16 protein-coding genes are annotated in these 17,572 nt (G+C 48.0%); 13 read left to right on the top strand and 3 right to left on the bottom strand.

All coding sequences use genetic code 11. The features are described 5' to 3' along the window. The first annotated feature begins 7 nt into the window (after positions 1–7). The 10 genes from RDL68_RS00080 (at position 8) to dusB (ending at position 9,754) form a co-directional block, all read left to right on the top strand. A complete protein-coding gene (locus RDL68_RS00080; protein WP_308539624.1) occupies positions 8–259 on the top strand; it encodes an RNA-binding S4 domain-containing protein in 252 nt (83 codons plus the stop codon). Next, positions 256–951, top strand: a complete 696-nt coding sequence (locus RDL68_RS00075; RefSeq protein ID WP_308539623.1) for a septum formation initiator family protein — start codon at positions 256–258, stop codon at positions 949–951. The genes RDL68_RS00080 and RDL68_RS00075 overlap by 4 nt, the downstream gene beginning before the upstream one ends. Then, positions 941–2,443, top strand: coding sequence for a tRNA lysidine(34) synthetase TilS (tilS, locus tag RDL68_RS00070; RefSeq protein ID WP_308539622.1), 1,503 nt, complete (start codon positions 941–943; stop codon positions 2,441–2,443). Before RDL68_RS00075 ends, tilS begins: the two co-directional genes overlap by 11 nt. Beyond that, positions 2,440–3,000 (top strand): hypoxanthine phosphoribosyltransferase, encoded by a 561-nt coding sequence (gene hpt / locus RDL68_RS00065; protein ID WP_308539621.1) that lies wholly within the window; start codon positions 2,440–2,442, stop codon positions 2,998–3,000. The genes tilS and hpt overlap by 4 nt, the downstream gene beginning before the upstream one ends. Before the next feature lie 14 nt (positions 3,001–3,014). Beyond that, positions 3,015–4,883, top strand: coding sequence for an ATP-dependent zinc metalloprotease FtsH (ftsH, locus tag RDL68_RS00060; RefSeq protein WP_308539620.1), 1,869 nt, complete (start codon positions 3,015–3,017; stop codon positions 4,881–4,883). After that, positions 4,880–5,515 (top strand): DUF5673 domain-containing protein, encoded by a 636-nt coding sequence (locus RDL68_RS00055; protein WP_308539619.1) that lies wholly within the window; start codon positions 4,880–4,882, stop codon positions 5,513–5,515. Before ftsH ends, RDL68_RS00055 begins: the two co-directional genes overlap by 4 nt. 9 nt (positions 5,516–5,524) lie before the next feature. Further along, the gene (locus tag RDL68_RS00050) at positions 5,525–7,156 is read left to right on the top strand and encodes a CTP synthase (protein WP_308539618.1); all 1,632 of its coding nucleotides are present in this window, start codon (positions 5,525–5,527) and stop codon (positions 7,154–7,156) included. Positions 7,157–7,220: 64 nt separating this feature from the next. Next, positions 7,221–7,844, top strand: a complete 624-nt coding sequence (locus RDL68_RS00045; RefSeq protein WP_308539617.1) for an ECF transporter S component — start codon at positions 7,221–7,223, stop codon at positions 7,842–7,844. Between the two features lie 14 nt (positions 7,845–7,858). Continuing rightward, positions 7,859–8,734, top strand: coding sequence for a type III pantothenate kinase (locus RDL68_RS00040; RefSeq protein WP_308539616.1), 876 nt, complete (start codon positions 7,859–7,861; stop codon positions 8,732–8,734). Between the two features lie 3 nt (positions 8,735–8,737). Then, entirely contained in the window at positions 8,738–9,754 is a 1,017-nt protein-coding gene (gene dusB / locus RDL68_RS00035; protein WP_308539615.1) for a tRNA dihydrouridine synthase DusB, read from the top strand. On the opposite strand, the gene RDL68_RS00030 is transcribed toward dusB, so the two are convergent. The 3 genes from RDL68_RS00030 to RDL68_RS00020 are packed head-to-tail and all read right to left on the bottom strand — an operon-like array spanning position 9,740 to position 14,832. Next, the gene (locus RDL68_RS00030; protein ID WP_308539614.1) at positions 9,740–11,101 is read right to left on the bottom strand and encodes a HAMP domain-containing sensor histidine kinase; all 1,362 of its coding nucleotides are present in this window, start codon (positions 11,099–11,101) and stop codon (positions 9,740–9,742) included. The genes dusB and RDL68_RS00030 overlap by 15 nt on opposite strands. After that, complete coding sequence (locus tag RDL68_RS00025; RefSeq protein WP_308539613.1) at positions 11,091–11,789, bottom strand: response regulator transcription factor; 699 nt, start codon at positions 11,787–11,789, stop codon at positions 11,091–11,093. Before RDL68_RS00025 ends, RDL68_RS00030 begins: the two co-directional genes overlap by 11 nt. Positions 11,790–11,841: 52 nt before the next feature. Beyond that, a complete protein-coding gene (locus RDL68_RS00020) occupies positions 11,842–14,832 on the bottom strand; it encodes a transglycosylase domain-containing protein (RefSeq protein ID WP_308539612.1) in 2,991 nt (996 codons plus the stop codon). Positions 14,833–15,040: 208 nt separating this feature from the next. Between RDL68_RS00020 and hflX the strand changes: the two genes are divergently transcribed. The 3 genes from hflX to RDL68_RS00005 are packed head-to-tail and all read left to right on the top strand — an operon-like array spanning position 15,041 to position 17,528. Then, the gene (gene hflX, locus RDL68_RS00015) at positions 15,041–16,156 is read left to right on the top strand and encodes a GTPase HflX (RefSeq protein WP_308539611.1); all 1,116 of its coding nucleotides are present in this window, start codon (positions 15,041–15,043) and stop codon (positions 16,154–16,156) included. Next, positions 16,153–16,797, top strand: a complete 645-nt coding sequence (locus RDL68_RS00010) for a YigZ family protein (RefSeq protein WP_308539610.1) — start codon at positions 16,153–16,155, stop codon at positions 16,795–16,797. The genes hflX and RDL68_RS00010 overlap by 4 nt, the downstream gene beginning before the upstream one ends. A 5-nt stretch (positions 16,798–16,802) precedes the next feature. After that, positions 16,803–17,528, top strand: a complete 726-nt coding sequence (locus RDL68_RS00005; RefSeq protein ID WP_308539609.1) for a YebC/PmpR family DNA-binding transcriptional regulator — start codon at positions 16,803–16,805, stop codon at positions 17,526–17,528. Positions 17,529–17,572: the final 44 nt, after the last annotated feature.

Below are 17,572 nucleotides of genomic sequence, written 5' to 3'. Positions count from 1 at the left end.
GAGAAGCGTGCGTGTCGATAAATTTTTGAAAAATTCGCGTTTGATAAAACGGAGAACGGTCGCTAAAGAAGCGGCGGACGGCGGACGTATTGCCATCAACGGGCGAACAGCAAAAGCCGGAACGGAAGTTGTTGCAGGGGATCGAATGCGAATTGCCTTTGGCAATAAAACCATGGAAATTGAAGTGTTGGCTGTGCCGGAAACGGTGCGTAAGGAACAGGCACAGGAGATGTATCGCGTGATAGGAGAAGACGAATGACGCAATTCAAATCGATTTTGCCAAAGACGGATCCGTCCGGTCAAAGCGGTTCGGGAAGATCGTCGAAAGAAGGAGATTCTGGCGTAAAAAATAGGCGAGAGGAGGGGCAGAGAGCTGAACGGCGAAGAGAAGACCGCGCTGTACGACAGTCGCGCCGAAGCAGCACCCCAGCCGTCGAGACCGACACCATGCGTGTACATAAAAAACGTTCCCCCATAAACCGCTCCAGTTTGGGTGTTTTTGCGCTTTTGGGCGTACTGCTCCTGATTCTCATCCCTACGGCGTTAACCCTGAGGAGCACATCGAAACAGCTTACCGAGACGAAAGCGATGCAGTCTTCTTTGGAGATGCAGCGTGAAGAGTTACAGACTTCCGTCAATGATTTGAAGAGTCAGCTGGATATTGTAAACACCGATCAATTCATCGAAAAATATGCCCATGAAAAGTTAGGTATGCTGCGTCCCAATGAGATTCTGATGGATATGGGAGATGGCAAAGTTAAGATTAATGAAGAGGCGTTGGCAAAATATAATGCTGCGCAGGCACAAAAGGCATCCTCGGCATCCTCTTCTGCGCCGGTAGTCGAGTCCGAATCCGGCGAACAGAATGCGTCGGGCGAGGGGTACGGTGCGACAACACCACCGGTGGAACAGAGTCCGGCAGAGTCAACCGGTACGAATAATGGACAATAATACGAAGAAAGCGCCGGTACTTTCGCAGGAAGTGCTGGCGCTGTTACACGTTCCACGGCGCATCTATGTTGCGGTGTCCGGTGGTGCAGATTCTATGGCGATGGTTTCTCTTTTGGAGGAAGCACGCAGGGATTTGGCTATTTCCACACTCCCGACTATTCTGCACGTTCATCATGGTTTGCGTGGAAAAGAAGCGGATGAGGATGAGCGTTTCGTAGAGGCTTGGGCGAAAGAGCAGGCATGGCGTTTTCGTACGACACACGTCGATGCTACGAAGATTGCCCTAAAAACCGGAAAGTCGATAGAAACTGCCGCGCGTGATCTGCGGTATGCTTTTTTTGCTCGCGTTCTTGCAGAAGAAGACGTAAAGGAGGAGGCAAAGCCCCTTCTCTTTGTCGGGCATCATCAGCAGGATCAGGCGGAGACCATCTTATTTCATATTCTTCGCGGATGCGGAACGGATGGACTTGGCGGCATGACGGAGATAGAAGAACGATCGAACTTCATTTTGGTTCGCCCGCTGTTATCGGCTACAAAAGAGCAGATTTTGCACTATCATGCCGGTCATCATTCTTCTTGGCGAGAAGATTCGACAAATCGCGAGATGGATGCCACCCGTAACCGTTTGCGCGGCGTGCTTTTTCCTGCCATTCGCAAAGAGGTGAACCCCGCAGTGGACGATGCGCTGGTGCGATTGGGAGAGATTGCCCGTGAAGAAAGCAACTATCTGAATAACACGGCAGCAGCTTTGTTTCCAACGATTTCGACAATTGGGGAAGAGCGTGAACCTTTTTCGGCTTCTACGCTTGCGCGAAATGCCTGTTTTCTTCATAGCATCGCTCTTTTACGAAGCAAATTTCTTGCCCAACCTCTTGCGATGCAAAGACGTCTGATCCGTTATTGGACGGCAACACTTTCGGAGAGGGAACAAGGTGAAAAAGTCGTACTTTCCTTTGAGGAAGAAGAAGAGATTCGCCGTCATTTTCAACGCCCGAACGGTAAAATACTTGCACTTTATGGTATGATATTTTTAACTGATTTTGAGGGCGTACATGCATTATCTCTTGCACGCTTTCAGGATATAGAGGACGAAACACGTCAAGACATCACCCTTTCTATCAAAGAAAAAAAGCAGGAATGGGATTTGTTTTTGGGACGATGCGAGATGACGTTTTTTGCGAAGGTGGATTCGGATAGAGTATCCTCTTTGTCGTCTTTGCCTTCTGCCTCTTGCGCGATAGATGCAACCGAGCTTGATGCGTTGACATGGCGCTGTGCCAGACCGGGAGACATCTTTGTTTCCTTTGGAGGGGGCTCCAAGCCACTGCGCAAAATGTGGAATGCTTGGCATGTTCCTGTGCCTTTGCGAAAGATTTGGCCAGTTGTTACCGATGGCAAAGATATTTTATGGGCATTCGGTCTGGGAAGAAGCGCAAAACGCCCTGTACAGCCGGGGCGCGATATGGTGATGATGAATTGGAGAAGAAGATGAGTGGAGATAACTTACAACAATACGTTGATCGCATTCTGTTCACCGAAGAAGAAATTCAGCGCCGCGTTGCGGAAATTGGCAAGCAGATTACGGCGGATTATGCGAATCGAAATGCGGATTTACTGGTCATCGGTATCCTTAAAGGCGCGTCTGTTTTTATGGCCGATTTGTTGAAACATATCGATCTCGATGTGGAGATTGACTTCATGTCCGTATCCAGCTACGGTGCCGGTACGGTTTCCAGTGGTGATGTGCGTATTATAAAGGACTTGGAACAGCCTATTATGGGAAAAGATGTACTCATCGTCGAAGACATTGTAGACACTGGATACACCTTAAAATATTTGGTCGAAAATTTACTGGCGCGGGGTGCGCATAGTGTGAAGATTGCCTGTATGCTTGACAAGGCGGAACGCCGTGTGACAGAAATTCAGGGCGACTATGTCGGTTTTCCGATTCCGGATGAGTACGTCATTGGATACGGCATGGACTTTAATCAGAAACTGCGCAACTTACCATTTATTGGGACGCTTAATCCCATTTACTATCGCCAGTAGGGAAGGACGAAGGAATGAATAAAAAGACACCCAATCGAAATAACATGGGGATGTTGGTGAGCTATCTGCTCCCCTTGCTCATGATTGCCCTCATCTTTATGTTCTTTAACGGAAACAAGATGGCAAAGAACTCTATGACGCACAACACCCTGATCACCCAGTTAGACAAGGGAAATGTGAAGAGTCTTGTCTACCAAGGGGAAAAGTTACGCGGGGTATTGAATGACAAAGAAAAAACGCCGTTTGAAGTGATCATTCCGCAGGAATATTTTTCTACGTTTTATCAAGAACATATACGTCCGCAAGTGCAGAAGGGAACATTGGAAATGGTCTTCCAGGCGGTTCCGGAGCCCAATCCGTTCCTAACTATGCTGCCGGATATCTTGTTCTTGGGTCTTCTCGGCTTTATGCTGTATAACTTCTTCAAGCGCACGGCAATGCAAAACAGCAGCATGAACAGTTTCGGTAAAAGCAAAGCACAGATGCATAAGGATAAGGGAGAAAAAGTGTCCTTTCAGGATGTAGCTGGTTTACAGGAAGAAAAGGAAGAACTTTCCGAGATTGTTGATTTTCTTAAAAATCCGCGAAAATTCATTGATTTAGGCGCACGAATCCCGAAGGGCGTTTTACTTGTGGGCCCGCCGGGAACGGGGAAGACCTATCTTTCTAAAGCAGTAGCAGGGGAAGCCGGTGTACCGTTTTTCTCCATTTCCGGTTCGGATTTTGTCGAGATGTTTGTCGGGGTCGGGGCTTCTCGCGTTCGTGATTTATTTACGGAAGGCAAAAAAAATGCGCCCTGCATCATCTTCGTGGATGAAATTGATGCAGTGGGTCGTCGCCGCGGAGCTGGTCTTGGCGGCGGAAACGACGAGCGTGAACAGACGCTCAATCAGCTGTTGGTTGAGATGGATGGCTTTGATAAGAATGAAGGCATCATCATCATGGCGGCAACGAACCGTCCCGATATTCTCGATCCGGCATTGCTTCGTCCGGGTCGTTTTGACCGACAAGTATTGGTCGGGATGCCGGATGCGAAGGCACGTGAAGCCATCTTAAAGGTGCATACGCGCAATAAGCCGGTTGCAGATGATATTGATTATCTTGCCTTGGCACGCCAGACGGCAGGGTTTACCCCCGCTGACCTTGAAAACATGGCGAATGAGGCAGCTCTTCTTACGGCAAGAGAGGGCAAATCCGTTATCGACATGAAGACATTCGTGGAAGCCTCGATCAAAGTGGTGGCGGGTCCCGAAAAGAAATCGCGAGAAGTGATTGAGAAAGAAAGAGTGTTAACGGCGTACCATGAAAGCGGTCATGCCATTGTTACGCGTGCTTTACCGGATACCGATAAGGTCAATATGATTACGATTGTTCCACGTGGTTATGCCGGTGGATTCACCTCCTTTTTGCCGGAGGATGACCGCCAATTCATGTCCCGTCAGCAGATGTTGACCGAAATCATCACCTTTTTGGGTGGCCGTGCAGCCGAAGCGTTGGTTCTTCATGACGTATCTACCGGTGCGTCCAACGATATTGAGCGTGCAACGAAGATGGCGCGCAACATGATTGTGAAGTATGGCATGAGTGCGAAACTGGGTCCGGTAGCGTACGAAGAAGGCAAGGACAATGTCTTCTTAGGCAATGATTTAGGACAAATTCGCTCGTATTCCGAAGAAACGGCGCAGGCCATCGATGAAGAAGTACGCAGTATCATGCGTGACGCTTTAGAGAGAGCCATGTCCATATTGCGCCGTAACCGAGAAATGTTGGATCAGTTGGCGAATACGTTGTTGGAAAAAGAAACTATGCACGCCTCGGAATTTGAAGAGCTCTTTCAGACGTATGGGGTGATGGCACAGGAAAACGAAGGAGTGAACGCATGAGTTCAGAAGCGGCAAGCAAAGCACAACAGGCGAAAGCGTCATTGCCGGGAATTAACATTGCCGGGATAAATGTGACTTTTATCGATGTCCTTTATCTGGGAATGCTTATTTTCCTGCTGTACCAGGTATTTCGTTCCCTCAAAATGGAACGGAAATTGAAGGATCCAAAATACTCTTTTTCGACGCGCCCCAAGTCCATCAATATGGTATTGATGTCCATCATCTTTATTTTCGGTGTGATGACGATTGTCAATCAAAAAGAATATGCCCGTGGACTCATGATGATTTTTTTAGGCATTACGTTCTACTTTTCCTCCCAAAACAAGGTGATTGTTTCACAGGAAGGCCTTTTTGCCGATAATAAATTCATTCGTTGGCAAGAGTTGCGTAAATGGGCTTGGGATACCAAGACAGGTAATTTGGTGATTATCACAAAAGAGTTTGGCAAAAACGAGATGCGCCAGGTTTTGCAGATTGGTCGTCCGCACATGGCAGAGATTAACGAACGCATTCGGGAATTCAAACTGGGGAAGAAATCCGCACTATTTGAAGAAAATAAAATAGCCGAACCCATCAACGGGGAAGAGCAGAAAGAACAGGAAAACGAACAAGGCGAAACGACGGAGTCGTAGGGGGAGAACATGGCAAAGTTTATTTTCGTGACCGGTGGTGTCGTTTCCGGTATCGGTAAGGGAATCTGCGCAGGAAGCGTAGGCAGATTGCTCAAAGACAACGGGTATTCAGTATTTATGCAGAAATTCGATCCCTATCTGAATGTTGATCCGGGTACGATGAGTCCGTATCAGCACGGTGAGGTGTTTGTTACCCGCGATGGCGGAGAAACGGACTTAGATTTAGGGCATTATGAACGCTTTATCGATGAAGAGTTGACTAAAAACTCCTCCGTAACCAGTGGGCGCATTTATTCCAACGTCATTCGCAAAGAGCGCGCAGGCGATTACGAAGGTAAAACGGTGCAGGTCATTCCCCACGTGACCAATGAAATTAAAGAAAAAGTATATTCCGTCGCAGAAGAATCTGGCGCGGACTTCATCATTACGGAAATTGGTGGGACGGTAGGCGATATTGAATCGCAGCCGTTTATTGAAGCCATCCGTCAGATTCACTCTGAAAATTCAGAGGATGTCCTTTTTCTGCATACTGTACTGATCCCGACTATTCCGGGAACGGATGAATTAAAGACAAAGCCTGCACAGCATTCCTTTAAGGAATTGATGAGTTATGGGATTAAACCGGATGTCTTTATTCTTCGTGCCGATAAGCCCATTACCGAGGATGTGTACGAAAAGATTTGCCTGTTCTGCGATTTGCCGCGCGAAGCGGTGGTGGAATCCAAAACGGTGGATCTCATCTACGAGGTACCACTGGTTTTCAAGGAGCAGGGTTTAGATCAATATATCCTTCGCCATTTTCACTTAAAGACACGCGAAGATCATACGGGCGATTGGGCTAAAATGTGTGCCACATTCAAAGCGGCAAAGCAGAAACTTAAGGTGGCACTAGTCGGCAAATATACGGCACTGAACGATTCATATCTCTCTGTCTTTGAAGCGGTGCGAGATGCCGGCTATCATTTAGGGGCAAAAGTGGATGTGCATTATGTTGACTCTGAGACCATCACCGAAAAAACAGCAAAGCGCATACTTTCTTCGTATGACGGCATTATCATTCCGGGGGCATTTGGCTCTCGCGGAACAGAAGGGATGGTCGAAACCGTACGCTATGTTCGCGAGAATACTGTGCCGTTTTTAGGCATCTGTATGGGAATGCAGATTTCCTGCATCGAAATTGCGCGCCATATTTTAGGCATTGACGATGCGTCTTCTTTAGAGTTTGATGCGGCTACGCCGAGTCCGGTGATTACCTTCCTGGATGGACAATCGGAAGAAATCGACCTTGGCGGTACCCTGCGTCTGGGCAATAATGACTGTGCTTTAACGGAAAATACGTTGGCATATCGTCTCTATGGACAGAAAAATATCGTCGAACGGCATCGCCATCGGTATGAATTCAACAACAAATACAAGGAACTGTTTGAGCAAAAAGCAGGAGTGGTCTTTAGCGGCATTCAACTTGCAAAGAACCTGATGGAAATTGTTGAGCTTCCTGCGCATCCGTATTTTATTGCCGTACAGTTTCATCCCGAATTCAAATCGCGGCCAAACGCACCGCATCCGCTTTTCACGGGGCTTGTGCGTGCGTGTATAGACCGAAAGAAAACAGCTTCTTCTGCGACAACCGCAGTAAAGTAGAAGGAGTAGCTGGGGCAAAGCCCTGAAATGACCGGCATCCTGTGTGAGCCGGATCGGAGGAAACATGAAAAACAAATTCTTTACCGGACAAAATTTAGCACGATTAGGCGTATTGATTGCGTTGATGCTCGTATTGAGTTCAACGCCTATCGGGTACGTTCTCATCGGACCTATTCAGGTCACGACCATGCACATTCCTGTGGTTCTGGGCGCCATCATTGGCGGTGTACCGTACGGCTTTATTCTTGGGTTGGCATTTGGACTCAATTCTATGCTTCGTGCGTTACAGGGATTATCCGGTCCGCTGTCGTTTGCGTTTGCTAATCCATTGATCAGTGTTGTGCCGCGCGTGCTTTTTGGCTTGATTGTCGGCTACCTTGCCACCGTTTGGCGCAACAAAAATGTGGTTATTCGTTACGCACTGCCGGCCGTGATTGGAACCGTCATGCACACGTTGTTGGTGATGGGTACGCTGTATCTTGTGTATGCTGCACGTGTGGCGGAAGTGCGAAATATTACGGCTGAGGCGGTGCAAGCGATGGTGCTTTCGACGGTAGTGGCGAATGGTATTCCGGAGGCTATTTTAGCGGCAGTGGTTTCTACGCCAATCGCCCGTATATTGGAAAAACGAGAACATCATCAACCGCTTGGTGATGCGAAAGAGACGGAAACATCGACAAAAGCCTGATAGGAGGAACGCTCGTGGAGAAGGCGGAACAACCGAAGAATCGGTCGCTGCTTTTGGCTATTGATGCCGGAAACACCAATATCACGTTTGGCTTGTTTCACGGAGAAATCATCATCCATCAGTGGCGTATTCAGTCGGACAGTGAAAAAACTTCCGATGAATACGGAATTGAATTGGAACAAATTCTACGCCACTTTCATTACACGCGAGAAATGATTTGCGCGGTCATCCTTTCCAGCGTTGTGCCGGAGCTGGTGCACCAGATGAGCGCCATGTCGGAGCGCTTTTTAGAGCTGACGCCGATGATCGTAGGCGAGGGAACCAAGACCGGTCTGCCGCTTCGCGTGGATAATCCGCGTGAGGTCGGTTCGGATCGCATTGCCGATGCGGTGGCAGGCTTCGCCCTGTACGGGGGACCGTTGATTATTATTGATATTGGCACGGCCATCACGCATGAGGTCGTCAATGAGCAAGGGGAATATATCGGCGGAACGATTTCGCCGGGCATTGGCATTGCCGCAGCGGCGCTGACCCGAGGTACTTCCAAGTTACCGCGTGTGGAACTCACACAGCCGGAAAAGATCATTGCCACAAATACCGTCAATGCCATGCAGGCAGGTTTGGTACGCGGCTTTATTGGTTTGATTGATGGCATTACAGAAGGCATTTTGGCGGAGTTGAAGGAGCAAACCGATAAAAAACCTCATGTGATTGCCACGGGTGGGTTTTCTACACTCCTTTCGCAGCATTCCAAATATGTTGACGGGGTAAAGCGGGATCTCAATCTGCTCGGTTTGCGTCTTATCTACTATCGTACGATGAAAGCACGGGCGAATGAGCGCCTTCGTGAAGAAAAGGATCATGAGATGCACAACGGGCAAAAAGGATAATCTATGTGCGAACAGAAAATACAACAAAAATACGCCCAGGAAACCGGCAGCCGTAAGCAGCCGGTTTCCGCTTTTGTATCGCTCGCACCTCTTGCCGGTGTCAGTGATTGCTGTTTTCGAGAAATATGCTTTCGCTATGGCTGTAGGGAAGCGACGACGGAAATGATCAGCGCTCAAGCGCTTCTCTTTGATAGCGCACGTACAGAGAAAATGCTCGAAAAAGGAAAAGAAGGCAAGCTTATCGTGCAGCTGTTTGGCAAGGAACCTTCCACTCTCGCACGTGTGATTCGAGAGCGTTTTAATGGGGATGATCGCTTTCAGGCGGTGGAACTGAATATGGGATGCCCTGCGCCTAAAATTGTCCATAATGGGGAAGGAAGCGCTTTGATGCGCGATCCAACGCTTGCCGGACATCTTTTCCATGCCATGGTGGAGACCTCCACAAAGCCGGTCTATGTCAAAATGCGTCTCGGTTGGGATGAACATTCCATAAACTTTTTGACCATTGCGCATATTGCCGAGGAGGAAGGAATTTCGCGTATAACGCTCCATGCGCGCACGAGGGAACAGATGTATTCGGGAAATGCCGACTGGGAAGCTATTGCCCATCTGAAAAATTCAGTAAACATACCGGTGGTTGGAAATGGTGATGTGACTACACCGGAGGAAGCGCAGGAAATGGAAAACGTAACAGGCTGCGACGGTATTGCCATTGGCAGAGGCGCCATGGGCAATCCATTTCTTTTTCGTCAGATACAGGCGTATCGTTCGACCGGCACTTATGCAAAGACCGACGTCAAAGAAGCCGTTTCTGTGCTATTAGCGCATTATGCGAGTGAAATTGCGTGCCGTGGCGAAGAACGTGCCATTTTAGAAATGCGTAAACTCATGGCGTGCTATCTTAGCGGCTTTTATGGGTCGGCAAAAACAAAATCCGCCATCATGACCATGACGGACATGACGGCGATACGTCGGGAATTGGAGCGATTTTCTGCGAACGCTTCTCTATTGCGCCCCTAAGGGCCGGAAAAATTCGTCCGGCAGACGAACGCGGAAGGTGGTTCCTTTGCCGACTTTACTTGTGACTTCAATGTGTCCGCCTAATTGCTGCACGATATTGCGTGTAATAGAAAGACCAAGTCCTTGTCCGCCGGCGGCACGATTACGAGAAGAATCTACCCGGTAAAAACGATCGAAAAGATGGGCGAGATTGTTTTGCGCGATGCCGACGCCATTGTCGGTCACGGTGAGAACTACATATTTTCGGTCCGCATTGAGTGCTACGCGAATCTGACCGCCTTCTTCAATCGCTTTAATGGCGTTCGAAAGCAAATTGCTAAGAATTTGGGAAAAGAGCCGTTCGTCGGTTTGCAGACTGATAGCCGGATCTATAGCGCGAACGAAAGCTCCGTTTTTCTGAACGATACGTGGCTCAAAACTGTCTATAACGCGCTCGGTAAGCGCTGAACAGTCAATAAAACGGATTTCTTCCGCAGCAACCAGCGATGCTTCGCGAAACGTATTTTTCAATCGTTCCACAAGAAGCGTAAGCTGTGTGATGTTCGCTTCAATCTGTTCCCAGTTTTTTTTGTCCGAAGGGATGATGCCATCTTTCATCGCTTCCACATGCAATTGCATATTGGTTAGCGGCGTGCGTAATTCGTGAGAAATATCCTGGGCATAGCTGCGCCTCGCGTCCTCCTGTTGCCGCAGAGAAGAAGCCAAGTATTGCATGTTTGCATTCAAACTCTGCAATTCATCAAAGGGAGAATCATCCAGTGTAATATCGAATTCATTTTGGCGAATGCGATCTGCGGCACTGCGCAAGGATTCAATCGGTTCGGTAATTTGCTTCGAAAAGAAATAACTGAAGACGATAGCAATGAGCCCAAAGACGACGATGCCAAGCATCGTTGAGTTAAGCGAACGACGCTGAAAATCATGCAAAGCGTTCCGAAGAGCCGGACTGCTGCGATCATACGTCACCAACATGGTACCGCGCTTTTCACCATGGCTATCCACTAATTGATATTGATCGACCTGAATGTCCGCTTCGGCGTTTTCGACGAGCCCCCGATAGTTAGCAAGTATTGTCGATTCCGTATCCATAATCGTAATGTTGATATTGGCATCACGGGCATAGAGCTGCAATTGCTCATTAGCTCCGTCTTTCGTGAGATCAAGCGATTCTGTGCGCGCAATAGTACCTATGTCGTTTACGATACGTTTTAATCGCGTTTCCTCTTCGTTTTCCAGATAATTAAAAAAGGAATCGGAATAGGCACGTTGCATACCGTAGGCAATGACCGCCATGGTGATAAAGACAATGATGATGATAGAAAGACTTAGACGGGTTCTAAGCTTCATCAAAGCCTCCGGCACGATAGCCTACGCCGTAAACCGTTTTAATGTATACCGGATTTTTGGGATCGGCTTCAATTTTCTGGCGAATATTCTTTATGTGCGTGTCAATAGCACGATCAAACGCTTCATAATCCATGCCGAATGTGACTTCGATAATTTCGTCGCGTGTATAGATCTTATTGGGATGCGTAAAGAGCGTCTGCACAATAAGAAATTCATTTTTGGTTAAATGGATTTCTTTTTCATTGACGAAGGTGCGCATAGATTCCGTATCCAAACGCAGTCGTCCATCCTTGGTCTGGAGAATGGTTCCCGATACTCTTTCAGGAAGACGTCGAAAAATGGCATGAACCCGCTCCACCAGTTCGCGCGCTGAAAAGGGTTTTACCATATAATCATCCGCTCCGTTTCGTAGATTTTCAACACGATCGTCTTCTTCGGCTTTTGCTGAAACGATAATCACCGGCGTATTGCTCTGCGCCTTGATCGCTTTTAGCACCTCTTCTCCGGAAATTTCCGGCAGCATCAGATCCAATACGACCAGATCGGGAGCAAAAGTGGAAAAAAGGGAAAGAGCTTCTTTTCCATCCATTGCTTTTTCGACAAGATAATCGGCTTTTTCTAGATAGGCTTTTTCAATATTGATGATGCCTTCTTCATCTTCAACTAAAAGTACTTTTCGTTGTGCCATACTGTTCTCCTTGGCTTTCTATGGGGTATTACGTTGGGATCCGCCAATGCGGTCAATGGTTCGTTCGGGGTGTAGCGGCAGGGGAGTTGCGATTAGGCTCTGCGGAGGATTCACTGCTCTGCTGATTCGGCGGAACAATGGTCTTTTCGAGCTGTTTTCCCTTCCGATCAAAGCTGACGATTTGCATACTGCCGTCCGGAAGTTTAGTTTTTTCCACATAGCTTCCGTCATCTTGATTGTATTCACGGATGGTCGTCAGGCCGTCCTTGGTAAAGGTCACGGAAGGAATCGTAGCCCCCAATTCGGATACCTTGGTGGGCACCTGACGAGACCAATCTTCCGGAACAACACCGTTAAATTTCGAGGGATCGTAATCGGAAGGACGAACCAGGAACACTTTCGAGACACGAAGGCGTGCAGGCGTTTTATCGCTGGCAAGCAAGTCGTTACGCGCATCGAGTTCACGGAACACATACGCGGTATCTTCCATGCGCGGTGCCGTTTCCTTGCTGACAGGCACAACGAGGACGCCGTTACCTGCAGCGGTAGCAGAGGTCGGGGTTTGTCCTGTAATATTTGAAACTTCTTCCTCGTATACACCTTCCGGAATCGGGAATTTCTTGGCTTCCCGTCCTTCATGAATAATCGCATGGATATTGGCGTAGATATTCGCCGGAGTACGAGAGTCACCTACAAGGGAGATGAGGGCATTGTCCGCGCCGACCCAAACGGCGGTCGTATAATACGGCGTAGTTCCGGCAAACCAGAAGTCCATATTGTCGTCGGTAGTACCGGTTTTTCCTACCAGCGCCATATCACCACCGGAAACAGTGCCATTCGTAAAACCGTCTTGAATAACGTGACGCAAGGCATCAGCAAGCTGATAATTCAGCTGCGGCGGAAGCACCTCAATGCCGGTATGTTTGTTTTCGTAGAAGACTTTTCCGCGGTTATTGGTAATTTTGGAAATGCTCATTGCCGGGACACGAGTACCGTTGTTGCCGATGGCTTGGTACGCGCCTGCCATATCCATTGAAGTCAAGCCTTCCGTCATGGAACCGATTCCCATGGCAAGGTTTTCGTCGTTATGCTGGCTGTCTTCGGATGCCTCAACAAAGTGATCCCGATCAGGATGTTCACGGTTGATAATGCCATAACGGGACAGATATTCCTTTGCCGTATCAATACCGATTTTTTGCAGCCAACGTACCGCAACCGGGTTGGAGGAACGTACAAGCGCTTCCTGCATGGACATCATGCCGCGATAACGCAAGTCTACATTGGTCGGCCAAGTGCTGTTTTCCAACATTTGTACCGGCGCATCATCCATGGCGACCCCTTGGTTGTTTCCGGCAGCAATCGCGCCGGTGTAATCGGCGATAGGCTTGATGGAAGAACCCGGCTGACGCGGATAACTGGAAGCGCGGTTGAGGAAATGGCGATCATCCTGTTCCCGACCGCCGATGATGGCGCGAACCTCTCCCGTTACCGTATCGAGAACCGTAAAGGACACCTGCGGTTGTTTTACGCCAATGTCGTCATAGTCGTAGTAATCGCGATTCAGCAACATCGCACCGTCCTCACGTATCGTATAGAGCGGCGTGGTATTGGTGTCTAAAAACGCTTTTGCAATGTGCATTGTGCCGTCGGAATCGATTTGGAGATATTTTTCATCAATGGGAATGGTGCCGACACGATGAGAACGAAGCACATCATTATCATCCACGGTATAGTAATCCATAATGTCTATATAGCCGCTATAGCCGCGCAGTCGACCGGACTGAATTGTCAGATTGCCTTTTTCGTCAATTTTGAATTGGTTTTCCGGCACCACGACGCGCCCTTTTTCATCCAAAAGATTGGATTGACGATAGTAAAGCAGGGCATCGTTTCGTCCGATGATATTTCCGTAATCATCATAGCGAAGGTCGAGCTTTAAGGGCGATTCATCGCCGGTCGGCGAAGTCAGCGAAGTAGCAAGAGAGGCGGTAAAATCCTGCAATTTGCGCTGCAAATCCATATCAACGGTGCAGGTAATCGTTAATCCGCCGTACATCAATAGCTGTCTTGCTTCCTGACGAGAAATGTTTTGCGTATCCATAAGCGTCCAGATGGCTTGTTCCTTCACCAAGTCCGTAATATAAGTGGAAAGGTTCTGCGCACGTTTTTGCGGCGCATCAATCGTTTGGGACACATCGGTGTTAACCGCTTCTGTGTATTCCGCCTCGGAAATAAAGCCGTTGTTTTTCATTTCTTTGAGAACCCATTTTGCCCGTTCGTAAGCGGGAGGGTTGTAGATGGCCAAATACCGTTCGCCATTGATTTCGGTTTCATCCAATACGCGCTCATTGGTTACTTCCGAAGGACGATAGGTGGAGTAGAGCGCATAGCGGGAAGGCGCCGGCACAATACTTGCCAGTGTCGCACATTGTGCCAAGGTCAAATCCTGCACATGTTTTGAAAAATAAATCTGGGAGGCGGCTTCTACACCGTAAGCGTTTTGTCCGAAGAAAATACGATTGAGATACGACTCCATGATCTGTTTCTTGTCCAACTGATCGTCAATTTGGAATGCCAAGAAAATCTCTTGAATTTTGCGCTGCCAGTTTACGTCATTGCTCAAAAATACGTTACGTGCAAGCTGCATCGTAATGGTGGAGGCGCCGCGCATGTCGCCGGAGCGGAAAAAATCGCGAATGGTTGCCGCAATGCCGTAAAAATCAACGCCATCGTGTTGCGCGAAACGCTTATCTTCGGCACTGATGAAAGCATTAATCAAGTTTTTCGGAATTTGTTCGTAGGGGACGATTTTTCGGTATTCCGCCGTATCAATCTGTTCAATGAGATTGCCGTTCATGTCCACTATTTGCGAATTTTCTTTGAGGTTGGACAGCAATAAATCAGGATTCATTTTGGGCGCTGCCTTAGCAACCTCCAACATTGCGCCAACGAGATAGCCACAAAGAATGGCTAAGAAAATCAAAAAGCTCAGTACAATAATTGCAATGATTTTTCGTACTTTCGAAAAGGTGCGTTGAACCATATTTATCTCCTTGCGTGGAATCGTTCCTTTTGCATAGTGTGCTATTTCTTTGCCTATTTTACCATAAAGCGTCCGGTCTATTTTAGGAGAGAAAATGTGTTTTATTTCTCTTTCCATAGTTTGCTCAGCACATGTGCGCCGCGTCACGATGTAGTGCAAAGTCTGTTCGGGAGTATGGTAGAATGGGCACGACAGAAAGGACTGAGCGATGACAGCGAAGGAAACGAGAAATAAACAACGCGTGCTTCTTGTTTTTGCTTTTCTGCAGGCAAAGGAACAGGAGAAACAACGTCGTCGCCGCGAACTTTCGGACATTGTTCGCTCTTGTGGCGGCGAGGTGGTCGATTGTAGCGAGCAAAACTTGCTTCGTTTTCATCCGGCAACGCTGATTGGGAAGGGGAAAGTGAAGGAAATTGCGGGATTTGCGCAAGAAAATGACATTGATCTGGTTGTTTTTGAGCAGGAACTTTCCGGTGCGCAGCGCCTTCATCTTTCAGAGCGCATTCCCTGTCGTGTTTTAGATCGTGTGGATTTGATTCTTGATATTTTTGCCCTCCGTGCACAGACCAAAAAAGCGAAAGTAGATGTGGAACTTGCGCAATTAGCGTATCGCCTGCCCAATTTGCGAGGCTATGGTAAAGCCCTTTCTCGTACAGGAGGCGGCATTGGTACACGCGGTCCGGGCGAGCAGAAACTGGAAACGGACAGACGAAGTATCGAAAAGCGAATGAAACGGTTAAGGGAACAACGAGTCCGGATCAGCGCTCAAGAGAGGGAATCCGGGAAACGCCGTTACGTATCTCCCTATCCCATTGTAGGACTCGTAGGATATACGAATGCCGGAAAATCCACCATTATGAATGGTCTTCTTTCTGCTTTCGGCAAAAAGGAAAAAGCGGTTTATGCCGACGATCGATTGTTTGCCACGCTGGATATTTCTATGCGACGCATTGCCGAGACCGGCAAACAGACGTATCTTTTAGCGGATACCATCGGATTCATCCATGATTTACCGGAAAGATTATCCGATCCTTTTGCGGGTACATTGGAAGAAATTCGCCATTGCGACTTGCTTCTTCACGTTGTGGATGTTGCAGAGGAAGGTGCTGCGGAACGCATCAAGACGGTACAAAAGAGCATACGATCCGCACAGGCAGATGTTCCCGTTTTGTATGTGCTCAATAAAATCGATATGGGCGATGACCGCGTTATGACTCCACCGGACAGTACGATTCGTTTGAGCGCAAGACGAAAAGAAGATATTCTTCATCTTCAGGAGTGCATTCTGAACCGTCTTGCGGAGAAATTGGGGGAAGCAACATGAGCTATCGCAGTTTACTACGTGAAGGCGAAGCGTATCTGATAGTCAAAAAATCACAGTTTATCGGTTATGCACGGCGCGTGCAAACGGTGCAGGAGGCGGAAGCGAAAATACAGGAAATTAAAGCGTTACACCCGACAGCAACACATCATTGTAGTGCGTATATCTTGGGCAAAAACGGCACGCAGCAAAAAGCGGAGGATGACGGGGAACCGCAGGGGACAGCCGGGCTTCCTATGCTGGAAGTCCTAAAGCGGGAAGAAGTCGATGATGTTTTAGTCGTTGTGGTTCGCTATTTCGGTGGGATTAAGCTCGGCGCGCCGGGCTTGGTGCGTGCGTATACAAAGGCTTGTACGGATGTTCTTAAATCTGCTTCGCCTGTGGAGTATTATTCTTTTCGTTCCGTGACGGTATCGTATTCATACCCCGTGCAGGGAAAGTGCGACTATGCCATGCGTCAATATAAAGAACGAAGGCGTGAATACGGGGAAAAAGTTACGGTGTGCTATTGGCTTCCAGTAGAAGTGATTGACAAGATTCAATCCACGTTGTTAAATTTGACGAGTGGACAAATGAAGTGGATCGAAGGAGAGGAAAACTCCTTTCCTACCGATGCACTTGGACGACCGGTAGAAGGAAAGTAGGAAGTATGTCAGGACATAATAAGTGGAGCAAGGTAAAAAACGTTAAAGGAAAAGAAGATGCCAAGCGCGCCAGCGCTTTTACGAAAATCAGCCGCATGATTATGGTTGCGGTGCGCGAAGGTGGTGGAGATCCGGACTATAATGCAGCACTGAAGATGGCGATTGAAAAGGCAAAAGCCGAAAACATGCCGAATGACAATATTAATCGCGCCATTAAAAAGGGGCTTGGCGATCTTGACGGACAGGAATATAGTCAAATTCTTTATGAAGGCTATGGCCCCGAAGGCGTTGCTGTGATTGTTTCTTGCCTGACCGATAATAAGAATCGTACGGCGGCGAATGTGCGCCATTATTTTGATAAATACCATGGGAACCTCGGTACAAGCGGATCCGTTATGTTCCAATTCGACTTCAAAGGGATTCTAGTTACCGATGATGAGGGAAAAGAAGAAGATACGGTCATGATGGATGCCCTTGATGCCGGTGCTGAGGATGTGCGTCATGAAGACGGCAGTTATGTTTTGCTGACGGATCCGACGCAGTTTTCGGCGGTCAACGAAAAATTAGTCGAGGCAGGCTATGTGTTTAGTGTTGCGCAAACAGGCTATTTGCCCAAAAACATGGTACGCATTCAAGGAGAAGAGAATCAAAAATTGATGGAAACTTTAGTGGACGTCATGGAAGAAGACGATGATGTTCAGGATGTGTATACCAACTGGGAACAGGAATGAAACGCATAAGCGGCATGGCTTTCTCTCTTTTTCTTTTATTGTCT

Source organism: uncultured Murdochiella sp. (assembly GCF_902488755.1).
Lineage (GTDB): Bacteria > Bacillota > Clostridia > Tissierellales > Peptoniphilaceae > Murdochiella.
The sequence above is the reverse complement of the archived record's forward strand: the minus strand, read 5'-3'. Positions and strand labels throughout refer to the sequence as shown.

Excerpts from the sequence above, each read along its gene's own strand:
- RDL68_RS00055 (WP_308539619.1), top strand. The coding sequence starts at position 4,880 with ATGAGTTCAGAAGCGGCAAGCAAAGCACAACAGGCGAAAGCGTCATTG.
- RDL68_RS00050 (WP_308539618.1), top strand. The coding sequence starts at position 5,525 with ATGGCAAAGTTTATTTTCGTGACCGGTGGTGTCGTTTCCGGTATCGGT.
- RDL68_RS00005 (WP_308539609.1), top strand. The coding sequence starts at position 16,803 with ATGTCAGGACATAATAAGTGGAGCAAGGTAAAAAACGTTAAAGGAAAA.
- tilS (WP_308539622.1), top strand. The coding sequence starts at position 941 with ATGGACAATAATACGAAGAAAGCGCCGGTACTTTCGCAGGAAGTGCTG.
- hflX (WP_308539611.1), top strand. The coding sequence starts at position 15,041 with ATGACAGCGAAGGAAACGAGAAATAAACAACGCGTGCTTCTTGTTTTT.
- hpt (WP_308539621.1), top strand. The coding sequence starts at position 2,440 with ATGAGTGGAGATAACTTACAACAATACGTTGATCGCATTCTGTTCACC.
- RDL68_RS00075 (WP_308539623.1), top strand. The coding sequence starts at position 256 with ATGACGCAATTCAAATCGATTTTGCCAAAGACGGATCCGTCCGGTCAA.
- RDL68_RS00025 (WP_308539613.1), bottom strand. The coding sequence starts at position 11,789 with ATGGCACAACGAAAAGTACTTTTAGTTGAAGATGAAGAAGGCATCATC.
- RDL68_RS00010 (WP_308539610.1), top strand. The coding sequence starts at position 16,153 with ATGAGCTATCGCAGTTTACTACGTGAAGGCGAAGCGTATCTGATAGTC.
- ftsH (WP_308539620.1), top strand. The coding sequence starts at position 3,015 with ATGAATAAAAAGACACCCAATCGAAATAACATGGGGATGTTGGTGAGC.
- RDL68_RS00020 (WP_308539612.1), bottom strand. The coding sequence starts at position 14,832 with ATGGTTCAACGCACCTTTTCGAAAGTACGAAAAATCATTGCAATTATT.
- dusB (WP_308539615.1), top strand. The coding sequence starts at position 8,738 with ATGTGCGAACAGAAAATACAACAAAAATACGCCCAGGAAACCGGCAGC.
- RDL68_RS00030 (WP_308539614.1), bottom strand. The coding sequence starts at position 11,101 with ATGAAGCTTAGAACCCGTCTAAGTCTTTCTATCATCATCATTGTCTTT.
- RDL68_RS00045 (WP_308539617.1), top strand. The coding sequence starts at position 7,221 with ATGAAAAACAAATTCTTTACCGGACAAAATTTAGCACGATTAGGCGTA.